General features: G+C 58.1%; 13 protein-coding genes. 7 read left to right on the top strand and 6 right to left on the bottom strand.

Annotated features, from left to right (window positions below; genetic code table 11):
* Positions 1–41: 41 nt before the first annotated feature.
* The 3 genes from ACTQ3R_RS08125 to ACTQ3R_RS08115 all read right to left on the bottom strand — a co-directional run bounded on the left by ACTQ3R_RS08125 (position 42) and on the right by ACTQ3R_RS08115 (position 3,194).
* Positions 42–1,496 (bottom strand): alanine/glycine:cation symporter family protein, encoded by a 1,455-nt coding sequence (locus tag ACTQ3R_RS08125; RefSeq protein ID WP_441778633.1) that lies wholly within the window; start codon positions 1,494–1,496, stop codon positions 42–44.
* Between the two features lie 100 nt (positions 1,497–1,596).
* Positions 1,597–2,325 (bottom strand): RNA polymerase sporulation sigma factor SigE, encoded by a 729-nt coding sequence (gene sigE, locus ACTQ3R_RS08120; protein WP_441778632.1) that lies wholly within the window; start codon positions 2,323–2,325, stop codon positions 1,597–1,599.
* Positions 2,322–3,194: a sigma-E processing peptidase SpoIIGA gene (locus ACTQ3R_RS08115; RefSeq protein ID WP_441778631.1), complete on the bottom strand. Its 873-nt coding sequence runs from the start codon at positions 3,192–3,194 to the stop codon at positions 2,322–2,324. Before ACTQ3R_RS08115 ends, sigE begins: the two co-directional genes overlap by 4 nt.
* A gap of 238 nt (positions 3,195–3,432) precedes the next feature.
* Here ACTQ3R_RS08115 and ACTQ3R_RS08110 point away from each other — a divergent pair, with 238 nt between their 5' ends.
* The 5 genes from ACTQ3R_RS08110 to ACTQ3R_RS08090 are packed head-to-tail and all read left to right on the top strand — an operon-like array spanning position 3,433 to position 8,742.
* Positions 3,433–3,744 carry a PadR family transcriptional regulator gene (locus tag ACTQ3R_RS08110; protein ID WP_441778630.1) on the top strand — a complete coding sequence of 104 codons (312 nt, stop codon included), beginning with the start codon at positions 3,433–3,435 and terminating at the stop codon, positions 3,742–3,744.
* Positions 3,741–4,943 carry a hypothetical protein gene (locus ACTQ3R_RS08105; protein ID WP_441778629.1) on the top strand — a complete coding sequence of 401 codons (1,203 nt, stop codon included), beginning with the start codon at positions 3,741–3,743 and terminating at the stop codon, positions 4,941–4,943. Before ACTQ3R_RS08110 ends, ACTQ3R_RS08105 begins: the two co-directional genes overlap by 4 nt.
* Before the next feature lie 14 nt (positions 4,944–4,957).
* Positions 4,958–6,232, top strand: coding sequence for a hypothetical protein (locus tag ACTQ3R_RS08100; RefSeq protein WP_441778628.1), 1,275 nt, complete (start codon positions 4,958–4,960; stop codon positions 6,230–6,232).
* Between the two features lie 34 nt (positions 6,233–6,266).
* Positions 6,267–7,481 (top strand): DUF2812 domain-containing protein, encoded by a 1,215-nt coding sequence (locus ACTQ3R_RS08095; protein WP_441778627.1) that lies wholly within the window; start codon positions 6,267–6,269, stop codon positions 7,479–7,481.
* Between the two features lie 16 nt (positions 7,482–7,497).
* Positions 7,498–8,742 (top strand): DUF2812 domain-containing protein, encoded by a 1,245-nt coding sequence (locus ACTQ3R_RS08090; protein ID WP_441778626.1) that lies wholly within the window; start codon positions 7,498–7,500, stop codon positions 8,740–8,742.
* 48 nt (positions 8,743–8,790) lie between these two features.
* On the opposite strand, the gene ACTQ3R_RS08085 is transcribed toward ACTQ3R_RS08090, so the two are convergent.
* The 3 genes from ACTQ3R_RS08085 to ACTQ3R_RS08075 are packed head-to-tail and all read right to left on the bottom strand — an operon-like array spanning position 8,791 to position 12,745.
* Positions 8,791–9,387, bottom strand: coding sequence for a toprim domain-containing protein (locus tag ACTQ3R_RS08085; RefSeq protein WP_441778625.1), 597 nt, complete (start codon positions 9,385–9,387; stop codon positions 8,791–8,793).
* Between the two features lie 10 nt (positions 9,388–9,397).
* The gene (holA, locus tag ACTQ3R_RS08080; RefSeq protein WP_441778624.1) at positions 9,398–10,441 is read right to left on the bottom strand and encodes a DNA polymerase III subunit delta; all 1,044 of its coding nucleotides are present in this window, start codon (positions 10,439–10,441) and stop codon (positions 9,398–9,400) included.
* Between the two features lie 15 nt (positions 10,442–10,456).
* Positions 10,457–12,745 (bottom strand): DNA internalization-related competence protein ComEC/Rec2, encoded by a 2,289-nt coding sequence (locus tag ACTQ3R_RS08075; RefSeq protein ID WP_441778623.1) that lies wholly within the window; start codon positions 12,743–12,745, stop codon positions 10,457–10,459.
* Positions 12,746–12,897: 152 nt separating this feature from the next.
* Between ACTQ3R_RS08075 and ACTQ3R_RS08070 the strand changes: the two genes are divergently transcribed.
* Both ACTQ3R_RS08070 and ACTQ3R_RS08065 read left to right on the top strand, forming a co-directional pair.
* Positions 12,898–13,317: a Mini-ribonuclease 3 gene (locus ACTQ3R_RS08070; protein ID WP_441778622.1), complete on the top strand. Its 420-nt coding sequence runs from the start codon at positions 12,898–12,900 to the stop codon at positions 13,315–13,317.
* A gap of 17 nt (positions 13,318–13,334) precedes the next feature.
* Positions 13,335–15,116 carry an Rqc2 family fibronectin-binding protein gene (locus ACTQ3R_RS08065; protein WP_441778621.1) on the top strand — a complete coding sequence of 594 codons (1,782 nt, stop codon included), beginning with the start codon at positions 13,335–13,337 and terminating at the stop codon, positions 15,114–15,116.
* Positions 15,117–15,125 lie beyond the last annotated feature (9 nt).

The raw sequence follows: 15,125 nt of genomic DNA, 5'->3' as shown, positions 1-15,125 counted from the left end.
ACGGGGCATGGTACGTCTCCATGCCCCGTAACTTATCCAATTTAATTCCAGAAATCTGTCTTCTGCTTCAGTTCAATGGAAGAGGCCTTAAATACCGGGTCCTTCCCCTCATGACGCTGCTGGGTATAGTCCTTCAGGGCCCGCATAGCGGTGCCGCCCAGAATGACGATGACCGGCAGGTTGATAATGGCCATACAGCCCATGAGCACATCCGCCAGATTCCAAACCAGGCTGAACTCCAGCTGCCCGCCCAAAAAGACCAGCACACAGGCAACCAGGCGGAACACATTCATGGCGCTGTTCTTTAAGGTATGTCCGGCAATGTAGTTCAGGCAGCCCTCGCAATAGAAGAGGTTGCCCAGCAGAGTGGTAAAGGCAAACAGCAGCAGGGCGAACGTGATGAAATAGGGGCCCACGCTGCCGAAGGTAGTAGCCAGAGAGGCCTGCACCAGGGGAGCGCCGTTCAGGCCGCCCTTGATGTCAATGCCGGTGCTCAGGCACATCATGGCCGTGGCAGTACACACCAGGATGGTGTCAATGAACACCGAGAGCATCTGCACCAGGCCCTGCTTGACCGGGTGGGATACGCTGGCAGCGGCGGCCGCATTAGGGGCGGAGCCCACGCCGGCCTCGTTGGAGTACAGGCCGCGCTTAATGCCCTGCATAATGGCGGAAGAACCAAAGCCCACTGCTCCGCCGAAGATGGCCTGGAAATCAAAAGCGTCGTGGAAAATCCGGGCCAGTACACTGGGGATCATGTTCAGGTTCAGCACCATGACCACCAGGGCCATGAGAATATACAGCACGCCCATTACCGGCACCAGTACACCGGTGACCTTGACGATGCGCTTGCCGCCGCCCAGCACACATACGGCAACCAGCAGCGCCAGCACCGCGCCGCCCACCAGAGTAACCACGCTATAGGTACCGCCGCCCAGGGTCACATAGCCCGCCTGCTCATAGAAGGCATAGCTGGTGAAGCTGTCCAGCAGGTTAAAGGAGGCCACCATATTGAAGCCGCCGGCATAGGTGGCAATGAGCACCACGGCGAAGATCACACCCAGCAGACGGCTGTGGAGGGCTGCCTCAATGTAATAGGAGGGGCCGCCGTAGCTGCCGCCCTTGGGGTCCTTCTTCTTATAAATTTGAGCCAGGGTACTCTCTACAAAGGCAGAGGCTCCGCCCACAATGGCGATGAGCCACATCCAGAACACCGCGCCGTAGCCGCCCACGGCAATGGCATTGGCCACGCCCACAATGTTGCCGGTACCCACCCGGCTGGCGGTGGACACCATCAAAGCCTCGAAGGCGGAAACGGAGTTCTCATCTTTGGATTTCTCCCCCACCACCCGGATGGATTCCGGGAGCATGCGCAGCTGGAGCAGCTTGCCCCGCAGGGTGAAGTACAATCCCACACCCAGCAGCATGATGATCAAGATATAGCTGTACATGGCGTCGCTGATTGCCAAGATCAGATTCAGAAACGCGTCATACATAGTTTTCTTCCTCTCTTTCTCTCTCTTGTTCCAATTCTCATGGTATCCCTCCAAATACCCGGAAAATTATATCATGGTTTCCCCTCTTTGGCCATAGCTTCTACATCAATCGCAAAATTTCTTTTTTCAGGCGGGCGATAATCCGCTTTTCTAATCTAGAAATATAAGATTGGGAGATTCCCAAAAGGTCAGCCACCTCCTTCTGGGTACACTCCCGCCGCCCGTCCAAACCAAAGCGCAGGGTGATAATATGCTTCTCCCGCTCTTCCAGCCGCTCCAAAGCCTGATGGAGCAGCTGCCGGTCCACATCCGCCTCCAGAGGCTGCACCACCAGATCCTCATCTGTGCCCAAAATGTCACTGAGCAGAAGCTCATTTCCGTCCCAATCGGTATTGAGCGGTTCATCAAAGGACAACTCACTTTTCTGGTTTGCTGTTTTCCGCAGATACATGAGGATTTCGTTTTCAATGCACCGGCTGGCGTAGGTGGCCAGCTTAATGCTTTTGGCAGGCTGATAGGTGCCCACCGCCTTAATAAGGCCGATGGTCCCGATGGAGATCAGGTCCTCGATGTGGATTCCTGTGTTTTCAAAGCGCCGGGCAATATAGGCCACCAGGCGCAGGTTGTGCTCGATGAGCTTGTTCCTGGCCCTGGCATCCCCTGCCTCCAGGCGGGCGATCAGCTCTGCCTCCTCCGCCCGGTCCAGAGGGGCGGGAAGGGTGTCGCTGCCCCCGATGTACATGATTTTACCCGGCTGGAGAAGGCCCAGCCGGGTAAACAGGCCAGCCAAACGGTTCATCCATTTGATGTAAAGCATTTTCCCTTTCATATTCCATCCTCCATTGGCCCGATCAGGGCCCGGTATCCGCCCCCGTCTGACACGGGGGTCGGCGACAGGGCCACCAGCACAGGCCCTCTGGCACATCCATCCACTTCCAGACTGTCTGCCCGCACCGCCAGCAGCAGCCCCCGGTCCACCCCCACCGAGCGGTAGGGCAAAAGGCGAAAGCGTCCCCTCCAGCGCCCCGTTCCCAGCCGCTCCAGCGCTCCGGCGGGATCCCGCAGATCCTCGGCTGTGGGGCGGCGGTCATGGGGAAAGAGATCCCGAGCAGCATCTCCCTCGGCCACCATCACCCCTCGTCCCGACACCGGGTCGGTGAGGGTGTTGCCTGTGTCCACCAGGGCAGTCAGCTCCACCCTGCGGTCTCCTAATCGAAGCACAGCACGGGCCAGCTCCCCGCCTGCGGCGGTATGCCGCCCCAGTCTGCGAAAGACCAGCGTGATCACCAGATAGCACACCGCCGCGGACAGCAAAACCATTTTGAGGTCCATGGACGAATAGAAGACCCCGCCTCCCAAAGACAGGCCAGTGCCCCCCATCAGTCCTATTGCTACCACCCCCCCTCCAAAGGCACAGGTAAGGGCAACGAATAAAATCCCCTGCCGGAGAAGCCTGCGGCTCCCCCCATAGGCCGCCACCATCATCAGCAGCGCTGATGCCGCCCGGCACAGAGGGTGGGAGAGAAAGGACAACCCCGGCACGAAAATGGCCACCGCATAAAGTCCCCCCAGTACTGCCCCCAGGGCAAAGCGCAGCCGCCGCAGGGGTTCCCCTGCCAGCCGGGCGGCAGCCAAAAGGAGCAGATAATCTACAATGGCGTTGAGCAGAAAGAGCGTGTCCACATAAATAACCGTCATGTACCTCTCCCCTTTCCTCCACTTGTCGGCAGGCTGTCCCGCAGTCCTTATTATAGGAACCTCTCCGGGCGAAAGGGGCCGAAACCGGGATAGGGCTTCCCGTCATATTTTGATGGGCTTGCGGCAAAAACTTTTTCTTAATTTTGTTGGAAGATCCATTTGTTGCTCTTGTGCTTCTCATAATCTCATGTTATAATATCGTTAGACGATATTGAGATTCGAGAAAGGGGGAAGTGCGATGCCTGGACGGGATAAGGGCGGACTGACCGAGCCTATGTACTATGTGCTCATGTCCTTTCTTCACGGAGAGATGTGCGGCATTGAGATCACCGACTTTGTCTCACAGAAAACTGCCGGCCGGGTACGGCTGGGCCCCGGAACCCTCTATACCCTGCTGGCGAAGTTTCAGGAGGAAAAGCTCATTGAAGAAACCCAGGTGGACGGGCGCAAGCGTACCTACCGCATTACCGACAAAGGCCGGGATGCCTTCCGGGAGGAGCTGGAACGGTTAAAGGCCTGTGTGCTGGACGGAGAGGAGGAGCTGAGATGAAACATACCATCGTTCGCCTGATTCCCTTCGGCGGCTTTGATATCCCCGGTCTGGAAGGTTGGCTGGCGGAATGCTCCGCCCAGGGGCTTCGCTTTGCCGCAGCCATGGGGCCAATCGCTCTTTTTGAGCGCTCCACCCCCCTTCGGGTTCAGGTTCATCTGGAGCCCATTCAGGGCCCTGTGGCGGAAGATCCGGAACTAAACGCCATTTATGAGCAATCCGGCTGGCAATATTGGGGCATGTTCCGGGGCAGCTTCTTTGTGTATGTCTCTTCCGACCTGGACGCTCAGGCCCACACGGACCCGGATACACTGGACTACGCCCTCCGGAAATTTTTCCACTTCAAGCTTGCCTGCGGACTGCTTCTGCTTTTGGGAAATCTCCTGCTCCTGGGGCTCTACGGGCGAGGCGCTCCCTGGGAAATCGACTGGGTGTGTCTCCGGTACTACCCGGTGGAGACCCTGTCCGACGGTATGATCATTCCTTTCCTGCTGGCAGCACTAGGCTTTTTCTTCGTTGACCTGTCCTACCTGTTGGGGCTCATTCATTTGCTGCGTTACCGCAAGGCGGTCAAAAACGGTACATCCCCCAGGGGCCACCGGGGGCTGGGATGGCTGCTGGCGGCGGGACTGCTCCTTCTGCTGCCCGTTCTCATCAACACCGTTCAGCTCTTTTCCGGTCTGGACTACCGCCCCTATGATCTGGAGGGCTCGGGATTTGTCACCCTCACTGACCTGGAGGGAGCGGATTTCCGCATTCACCAGGATCCTTTCTATAACATGGATTACATCTCCCACCATGGGACTTTGTTGAACCCGGAACATTGGTATTTTCAGCAATACGGAAGCTTCAGCGCAAACCAGAGTCCTTTTGACGTGCCCCGGCTGGAAATCTCCATCACCCGCTATCCTCTGGAGATCCTTGCCGAAATGCGCTGTGAGGAGTGGAGCCGGCAGTACATCAACGGCTCAGGAGACTACGAAACCTTGGAGGCCGCCTATGGGCTGGATGAGATCCGCTATGCCCCACGGGAGAAGTGGATCCACACCAATGAGCTGACCGGGGAAACACGCACCTTCCTGCCCGGCGGGATTTTTATCCTGCGCCGGGGAACCACCGTCCTCTTTGCCGACTACTACGGAGAACAGAACCTTCTGGACTATCTCCCCCTCTTTGCCGCAACCTTTGACGCTTTGTAAAGGAGGCGAGCCCCATGATCGTAAAAAAATGGCTGCCCTACCCCATATGGGATTTTGCCGGGATCGAACACTGGCTCAATGAGCAGGCCCAAAAAGGGTACCTCCTCAACGGCTGGCCGGGGTGGTCCTTCATCGGACGGGTGCCCTTCCGCACCGATCCGGACGCCCCCCGCACCCGCTACCGCCTGGACCCAGGGGTGGATCTCATCGGAGAGCTGGAGCTGCAAAACCGGATCTCCAACTATCAGGAAGCCGGATGGCGGTATGAGGGTAAGGCAGGAAAGCTTTACGCTATCTACAGCTGTGATGATCCTCAGGCCCCCGATCTTTACAACGATGCCTTCAGTATGGCCCTGGCCATGAGACGTCAGCGCAAACGGGTGTGGTTCAGCCTCTTTCTCCTGGTCCTCTGGCTGGGAGCGGCCTTCTGGGACGAGTGGGTCTTGCTCTTCACCCGGCCGGCATCCCTTTTGATGTCCATGATCCTGCGCTCAGATACCCTTCTTCCCATCTATGCCCTCATGGTAATCCTGGCTCTTTCGGTGATCTCCACAAATTTGGGTGTCTTTTGCGGCATCTACCGTACACAGTCCATCCTCAAGCGTGGGGAATGGCCGTCTCCGGGCCGTAGGAGCTACCCGGAGCTGCGGAGCTTGGCATTGGTCTTGCTGGCGACACTGGCGGCCGTGGGGTTTTTCCTTACGCTTCTCTGGTTCAACCCCTCTAATTCCCGACGGCTGTCCGGACCCGAGGAATGGGCCTTCCCCCACGTCACACTGGAAGAGCTCATCCCGGCAAGTGCACAGATTCGTCTTTACAACAACCAGGAGCTTCTCCACTACGATGAATTATCCTGGTCGGCCCTGGCCCCGGAGCAGTACGATGTAGTCCAGGGGGGCGAGGTAACTCTTTCCGACGGGACAAAAACGGACACCCGGCTCTCTCAGGAGCATGTGCGTGCCCTCTCCCCCGCTCTGGCCCGGCTGGTCTATGAGGGCCGGGTGGAGGAGCACCGCCATTCCCTGGAGCAGTACCGGAAAAATTGGGAAGAAAACACCCCGTTTATCCACGATCACACCAACGCCTTTGACTTTCTCCAGGAGGAGTCGCTCCCCTCCGTTCTGGATGGCCTGACCCGCTTTACTTACCAATATTCCGACACAAAAGCTGCCCACACGGTATATATCGGCCTTGCAGGAGACCGGATGTTCGTCCTGAACTGCTCCGGCGTAATCGATGCAGATACCGCTCTCTCCCTGCTCCTGGAACGGCTGGAAGCGGAGAGCTGATCCTATAAAATTGGCCTGAAAGGAGGCCCAAAGCATGAAATCCGTCTATAAGCTCACTCCCGTCTCCGACTACGATATTCAGGGGACGGAGAGCTGGCTTCAGGACATGGCCCTGCGGGGACTATATCTGAAAAAGTACCGCTCCCTGTTCTGCACTTTCACCCCTGGTCCGGCCCGAAAAACCCGGTACCGGATCGAACCCTGCCGCCGCGCCGTGGATGACGACCTGCCCTGCGACATGCTGGATCTCTATGAGGAATACGGCTGGGAGTGCGTGGGAGACATCAACCGGGAAATGCTCATCTTTTCAACCCAGGACGAAAACGCTCCGGAACTTCACACAGACCCGGCCATCCAGGGAGAACAATGGAAGAAACTTTATAAAAGAGCCCGGAGGGATACGGTCATAACTCCCCTGTTCACACTGTTTGTCATTTCGTGCGCAGGAGTTCTGCTTTTTGACCAAGGCATTCCCATCACCAACTTCATCACTTCTTCGCTTCTCCTCGTGGTGTTGCTCTGTATCTGCCTGTTGGTAAATATCCCCTCCGTATTTTTGAAAAAAAGGGACCTGGAGCTTATCCTGCAGCAGCTGGAGGACGGTACTCCTTTGGAGCACCGGGTTCCTTACCCAAAACGGAACCTAGGTTCCGCAGCATATTTCGCCCTCGTTGTCCTGCTGTGGATCGCGCTGATTTTGTCCCAATGTATCCTGCCCCTCACCGGGGGAAACCTGCAGGCTCTGTCGGCACTCCAGGACTTTCCCCTTCTGTCCCTGGCCCAGGTGGAAGGGGAGGATTTTGTCCCCTATACCATGTCCAGCAACGGCTATGTGGACTACGCCAACTATGCCCGGCAGGAGCACTATCTGTTGTGCTGGAACAGCTGGGAGGCAGTACAGACCGGAGAATGGGACGAGGATGGGACCTGGAACCGGATGGAAGTCCGCTGGTATGATCTTCCTGCCCCTCTCTCCTTCCTGGCTCAGCCAATGGCTAAGGAGCAGCTGGACCACTCCATGGCCCTGGACGAGGACATCTGGTGGGTTACCCCGGAGGACGAAATCGGCACTTGGCGCGTCACCCAGTACCCACAGGCCGGGGCGGACTATCTGGCGGTAGCCCACCGGGAAGGCACCCCCTTCCAGACCGCCGCCGCCACTTTGGACGGCAAGGTCGTGGTGGTCCAATACACCGGGCACGGGGATTTATCCGACCATTTGACCGAGATCGTTAACATGATCGCGTGATTTGGAGGTGTCTTTGATGAAAACCGTGCAGAAGCTGATTCCCGTCTCCCTCTATGACATCCCCGGACTGGAGGCCTGGCTGGAGGAGCAGGCCAACCAGGGTCTCTTCCCCACTCACCTGGGGTTCTGGGCCACCTTTGAGGACACCGGCGTACCGGGCACCCGGTTCCGGCTGGAGCCCTGGGGCAAGATGGGAAACGAGCCCCCGCCGGAGCAGCTGGAGCTCTACCGCCAGGCGGGCTGGGAATATAAAGCCATCCTCTGCCGTCCCTACGTTCTCTTTTACACCACTGATCCGGATGCGGTAGAACTTTACACCGATTGGGAGAGCCGGGGAATGTCCCTGGAACGGCTGGAGAAAGAGACCCGGATCTACTCCGGGCTCAAGATGACCCGCTGGGCTCTTTTGCCAGCAGGGATTCTGCTCTCCCTGATCATCCCATGGAGCAGCCACGATGTACAGCCCGTAAGCTTTGCCCGTTTGCCCATGGTTCTGCTGCTGCTGTTTCATCCCGTAATCCTGCTGTTTTTACTCTGGGCAGCTTTGACCTTCCGGCGTTGGCGGCGGAACCGAGCTGCTCTGAAAAACACCTGCCGGGCTTTGAAAGCCGGCCTGCCGCCGCCTCCCTCCCCCGGTTCCAGCCGGGCCATCGTCCGGGAACAGCGCCTCATCCTGATTCTCATTCCCGTTCTTGTGATCGGTTGGATCCTGTTAAGTGCAGAAACCCACAGGGACCTGGCGATACCGGTGGAGGACTTTTCCCGTCCCTATGTAGCCTTGCAGGAGCTGGAACGGGTCGAGCTGGTCGGTTCCCAAGAAGTGTTCGGCGACTCCATCTTCCACCAAGGGGAAAACGAGGGAATCAACCACTTCTCCCTTCTCTCCCCCACTTGGTACGAGGTGAGTCAGGACAGCTGCCTGGCCGAAGGGGGGCACTATGAGGGCTACTCCCCGGATCCCCAGGGCGGGAAGTACCGTTACTCCCCCAGCCTGGACATGACCTGTTTCCATCTGCTCATCCCCACCCTGGCCAAGCCTGTTGCACGGGCCCAGATGGACAGCTACCGCCTGGTAAACCTCTGGTGGGAATATGAGGAGATTCCTCATCCCGGCCTGGACTTTGTGATCCTGGCCACCGTAAAGGATGAACCCTGGCAGATGGCGGCAGTGGGCAAGGGCGGCAAGGTGGCCGTTTTCCGTTACGGCGGGGTGGAACGGTTGGAGGACCACCTGGACTTACTGTCAAAAATGGTGACATAGTCAAGTTTACTGAAACAAAAGGCTGTGACCAATACGGTCACAGCCTTTTTATGCTTGTTCTTCCAACAGTTTTTTTGCCTCTTCCCGGCTGTAGCAGCCATTAAGGACCTGCAGCAGGGCGTTGGCACTCATGTGCTCGGGGAGGTTCAGCTTCCGAAGCAGCGCAAGACGCCGCTCCCCGCTGTCCGGCCGCCCGGTAAGTCCGGCGGCCATCAGGTCGGCTTTGGTAAGGGAGGTACCGCTCTGCTCCGATTGGGAACTCTCCTCCAGGAACGTAGCTCCGGCCCGGCGGAGGACCTCCTCCAACACCTGGGGCGGCATCCCCTCCACCCCCAGCTTGCCCTCTTTTCCCCGCTGACGCTTGCGGCGCTCCTTGCCGTATACATCGGGGATGTAGGCGTGCTTCACATACTGGGCCGGGATGGAACCCCGGATACGGTTTCGGATAACAAACCCTGCTCCATCGGAGTCGGTGAGGACAATGAGCCCCCGGCGCTCCCCCGCCTTGCGCAGCAGGGCCATCTGCTCCGGATCCTTGAAAATATGAAAGCCCCCCGTCTCTAAAATCAGGGTGTCCACCACCTGGGAGAGGGTATTTTTGTCATACCGGCCCTCCACCACAATGGCCTCTTTGATTTTCAGCATAGCGGCTTCCTCACTTCTTCACAGGGTTGGCCAGCTCCAGCATAAGGCCGGTGAGCAGCTCCTTCCCGTCCTGTCCGGTAGACTTCATGGCCAAATCCACCTGGCCGCAGCGCACCACCGCCCGGCGGCACCAGGGAAGGCTGAAGCGTTTGGCACTGCGCACCAGCTTATCTGCCGGATAGGGCTTCAGGTTCCAAAGCCCGGCCACAAACTCTGTCCCCTTTCCCCGCTCCAGAGCCAGGCGGGCGGAGTAGAGCTGACGCATCTGCCGGCCCAGAGACCACATGATCTTAATGGGGGCCTCCTGCATTTGGAAGAGCTCTCCCAGCACCCCCATAGCCTTATCAAATTGACCCTCGCCGATGGCATCGGTCATACGGAAGACCACCGCATCCAGCTGGGGCGTGGCCACTGCCTCAATATCTCCCCAGGTGATATGGGGGCCTTTGGCATAAGCTGCAATCTTCTCAATCTCCCCAATGAGGTTATGCATAAGGTCTCCGCACAGGAAGATGAGGTCCAGAGCCAACCGGGAGTCGATCTCCTTGCCCAGGGCATGGAACCGCCGGCGCACCCAGTCCACCAGATCCCCCTGGTCCTGGCGGATGAAGTTGACCACCGTCCCGTGGGCCTTCAAAGCGGCAGCCAGCTTGGTTCGGGCATCTCCCTTATAATCAATGAGATCATAGACGAACACCACACAGCAGTACTCCGGCAGTTGAGAGAGGATATGGATATATTCCTCACGGTCCTTCTCCCCTGCTTTAAAGAGGTCATAGTCTGTGACCTGGATGAGGGTACGCTCGGCCATCATGGGCAGACAATCCACCGCCTCCTCTAAGGCATGGGGCGACATATCCTTGGCGGCAATCTCATGGAGATTAAATTCCCCCATCCCTCCAGACAGCAGCATCTCCCGCAGCCTGCCCAGGTAATGGTCCCGAAGGTAGGTCTCCTCCCCGTGGAAAATATATAACTGCCCCGGATTCTTGCCGGACAGATCTTTTTTCAGCTTTTGGTAACCGGCAGTATCCGGCTTTCCTTTGGGCGGCATAGGCACGTCCTCCTGTTATTTCCTGATTTCTATGGTTCCGTTCCAATCGGTGCGGTATACCTCCGCCCCTGCTGCTTCCAACCGTTCCAGAGTCTCCTGGGCAGGGTGACCGTAGAGATTGCCCTCTCCCACGGAAATGAGTGCATACTCCGGCTTTATGGCATCCAGCAGTGCCTGGGTGGTGGAGGTATTCGAGCCGTGGTGACCGGCTACCAGCACCTCTGCCTGGGGTAAGCCGGTAAGCTTCAGGAGATTTTCTTCTCCTGTCCCGCCCATGTCTCCGGTAATGAGCGTTCGGAAGCTTTCCCCATCCGCCAGGATGGAAAGGCCCCGCTCATTGGTCTCCCCGGTCTCCTCCACCGGCGCATAAACCTTGAGGGTCTGACTGTCCTCGGTCTCAATGCACAGGTCCTCGGTCACCCTGTGCACTGCAATGTTCTTCTCCTGGGCCAGCTTGAGAATCTCGTCCAACAGGGGACTGTCCTCCTCCGGCAGGAGAATGTTCTCCACCTTCAAACGCTCCAACAGGCGTGGGACCCCATTGGCATGGTCATCATGGAGATGGGTCAGGATCAGGAAATCCAGCCGGCTTATCCCTCGGGTTTGAAAATAGTCGGCGGCAACATCGCCGGCGTTTTCCTGCTCGCCGCCGCAATCAACCAAGGCATAGAGATTCTTCTGGCTCAGCGCCACGCTCTGGCCCTGTCCCACATCCAGAACCGCCACCTGCATATCTCCCATTCGGGCGCTGATTCCAACGGCAATCATGGACAGGGACAAGGTAAAGACACTTGCGTACAGGGGAATTCCCAATCTCTTTTTTCCTTTACAAATGAGCGCTGCCAGCAGCAACAGATAGACAAAAACGATCCATCCCCGGTAAAGCAAACACTCCATGGACAAAGCAGATACATTGGGAATGGCCAGCAGCCTGACCACGCCTTCCACATACCGCACAAGTCCTATCACCGGCAGAGCCAGGATCTGTCCCAGCCCCGGCAGAACGATGGACACCGTCCCCACCAGCAGCCCGCCCACAAAAATGAAGCCCACCGCCCAGAGGGTCAGCAGGTTCGCCAAAGGGGAAATGAGGGAACAGGTATTAAAATAGGCTGCCACCAGAGGCACCGTTAACACCGATGCTCCCAGAGTGGCCGACAGGGTGGAAACACCGAAACGGGGAATCTTCTCCAAACGCCTTCTTACCCCGCTCTTCGGCCATTTGTTCAAATGCAGCTTGCCCAGAAGCCAGTCCTGAATCTGGTCGGAGACCAGTGCGATTCCCGCCACTGCCGCAAAAGAGAGCTGAAGTCCGGTGTGGGTCGCCGCGAAGGGATTGAAAAACAACAGCACCATCAGGGCGGCGCTCAGGGAGGTGGGAAGATCCCGCTCCCGGTTCAAAAGAGGCGCGATCTGGAGCAGCACGATCATCATGGCCGCCCGGTCCACAGAAGGGGTATGTCCGCACAGCGCGCTAAACAGCACTGCCCACACAATGGTCAGTACCGCAGTGGACCGCCGCCCTCTGCCCCGCAGGGTAACCAATAGTTGGGCCAGAAAAGCCAGATGCATTCCGGACACCGCCACCGTATGGCTCATTCCCACCCGCTGCAAAGAACTGGTAAAGGCATCGGTAAGATTGTCCCGGTTTCCGGTCACGATCCCCTGGACAATGCCTGCCTCCTTCGTTGGAAAGGCGCGGACAATGCCTTCTTTCAGGGCCCTTGCCATCACTGCAGGCCAGTATTGGACCGCAATCCGGTCCGGACGGTCAACCTCCAGACGTCCATAGGCCTCACCCTGCAGGAAAATACCTTTGGCGGTGTAGTAGGTGATCTCCTCTCCGGAAAAGGTACGGTCTGCCAAAGTGCAGTGAGCCACCGTGGTGATTTCATCTCCAGGCCGCAGATTCGCTCCCTGCTCATCCACATAAAGAACCGCAAGCGGACGTATGAGGCCATCTGCCTCCACCCGTGCAGGCAGGGTGTAGCCGCCATAAGAAGCCTTTTGCGGGTAATCGGTTACCGTAGCATGGAGTACTACCGTCCGGTTGTCCAGCGTGACCGCAGGCTGGAAACACAGCTGGGTATAGGCCCAGGTCCAAAGAAAGCCGATCGCAAGTCCAAAGGAGATCAAAACCAGACGCTGCTGAGCCATGGGCCATTTTCCCAAAGCAAAGGCTGCCACTGCCGCCGCAAGCGCACTCCCCGCCGCAAGAGGCAGCAGCAGCTCATCCAGCTCCAAATAGACAGCGGCAAAAATGGAGGCAGAAAAGGAAAATGCCCCTGTCGCCAGCACCCGCATGGACATTCTCCTCCTTCCCCTCCTGTTCGACTTAGAATACCACGATATGCCCTATTTTTCAAGCGCTCCTTGCTGCTTACCGCCTCCCTTGCCATTTTTCGGGAACTATGCTATGATAAAAGTTACTTTTAAAGCAAAATGGAGGTCTTTTCATGACCGATTTCTTTCATCTGGACCTGGAACGGGACGCCCTGTTGTCCCTTTCCTCCCTTGGGCTGGCCCATCTGGGAGACAGCGTATTTGAGGTAATGGTCCGCTCTTGGCTGATCCTTCAGGGCAAGGCCAAGGCAAAGGATCTGCACCGCGCCACGGTACAGTATGTGGCCGCCCCCGCCCAGGCCCGGCTGCTTCAGCGCATTCTCCCTCTCCTCTCCCAGGAGGAGGAGGACGTATTCCGCCGCGGGCGAAACACGGCCCCCCATTCCATCCCCAAGGCGGCCAGCCGGGGAGACTATCAGGCAGCTACCGGGCTGGAGGCTCTGTTTGGATGGCTCTATCTCCAGGGCCGGACGGAGCGGCTCAATGAGCTGTTTCACGCCATGATGGACCAGGAGCTCCATCAAAACCCATAAGTTTGAGGTGATCACTCATGCCATTGGACGCACTTTGTCTGTCCGGCGTCATATCCGAACTCAATACCGCCCTGTCGGGGGCAAAGGTGGATAAAATCTATCAGCCCGGCCGGGATGAGGTCGTACTGGCCCTGCGCTCCCCTGTCCAGGGGAATGTGCGCCTTCTTCTCTCCGCCAACCCTGCCCAGCCCAGGGCCCATCTCACCCAGCTCACCCTGGAAAACCCGGACAAGCCCCCTATGTTCTGTATGCTCCTGCGAAAGCACCTGTCCGGAGCCAGGCTTTTGACGGTGGAGCAGGTCCCGCTGGAACGGGTGGCACGGTTCCGCTTTGAGGCGCTCAATGAACTGGGGGACCGGGTAGAACGTGCCCTGGTGCTGGAAGCCATCACCCATAAGTCAAACCTGCTTCTTTTGGATGGAGACGGACGGATTTTGGATTGCATCCGCAGGGTGGACTCCGGCCTGGATCCCCATACGGGACAGATGGGCCGCATCCTTCAGCCGGGGATGTTTTACCGCCTTCCCCCTGCGCAGCCCAAGGCCGACCCACTGGCGTTGGACCGGGAAAAGCTGGAGCAGCTCCTGGCCCAGGCCCCGGAAGAGAGTCAGGCCGATCGCTGGCTGCTGGATACCTTTGGCGGTCTCTCCCCGCTCATCTGCCGGGAACTGGCCTACCGCGCAGGAGGCGAGACCGATGCACGCCTTCATCTTATGGGGCCGCAGGGCCGTGCACGGCTGCTGGATCAGGTGGAAATGCTGCAGAAACTTGTAAGGGAAAATTCCTATACACCCACTCTGATCTCAATGGATGGGCGGGCAAAGGACTTTACGTTCCTCCCTATTTTGCAATACGAGGGGGCCGCTCAGGCAGAGCCTCAGCCCTCCTTCTCCCAGCTTCTGGATTCGTTCTATGAGCAGCGGGAACGGCTGGACCGGGTGAAACAAAAAGGCCAGGACCTCATCCGCTCGGTCAGCAATGCCAGGGACCGTACCCGGCGGAAAATTGCCAACCAGGAGAAGGAGCTTACCGCCACTCTGGACCGGGACCGGCTGCGGGAGCTGGGTGACATCATCACCAGCAACTTCTATCAGATGGAGCGGGGCATGACCCGGCTGCGGGCGGTGGACTTTTATGATCCAGAGGGGAAGGAAATTGACATCAAGCTGGACCCCCTCCTCACCCCTCAGCAAAATGCCGCCAAATATTACAAGGACTACAACAAGGCCAAAACCGCCGAGGCCATGCTCACCATTCAGTTGGAAAAGGGCCGCAAGGAGCTGGACTATCTGAACAGCGTGCTGGAGTCCATCGCCCTGGCCGAAGGAGAACGGGACCTTTTGGAAATCCGGCAGGAGCTTACCGACACCGGCTACCTTCGCCGGCAGGGCAAAGCCAGAGAGCGAACGAAACGTCTTGCCTCCAAACCCATGGAGTTTCGCTCCTCCACGGGCATGCGCATTTCCGTGGGCAAAAACAACACCCAAAATGACCTGCTCACCTGTAAGCTGGCCGGAAAGAACGACATCTGGTTCCACACCCAAAAGATTCACGGCTCCCATGTCATCCTGTGGACGGACGGCAGCCAGCCGGACCTGCAAAGCCTCAATGAGGCCGCCATACTGGCCGCCTGGTTCTCCCAAGGCCGGGACAGCGGCAAGGTCCCGGTGGACTACACCCCGGTGCGCTATGTAAAAAAGCCCGGTGGAGCCCGGCCGGGCATGGTCATTTACACCACCTATGAGACGGCCCAGGTCGCCCCGGATGGGGAGCTGGCGAAACGGCTGCGGGTCAAATGATCGTTCCGC

Origin of the sequence: Lawsonibacter sp. LCP25S3_E2, assembly GCF_052117285.1 — a bacterium.
Classification (GTDB): domain Bacteria; phylum Bacillota; class Clostridia; order Oscillospirales; family Oscillospiraceae; genus Lawsonibacter.
This window is presented reverse-complemented; position numbering and strand designations above follow the sequence as displayed.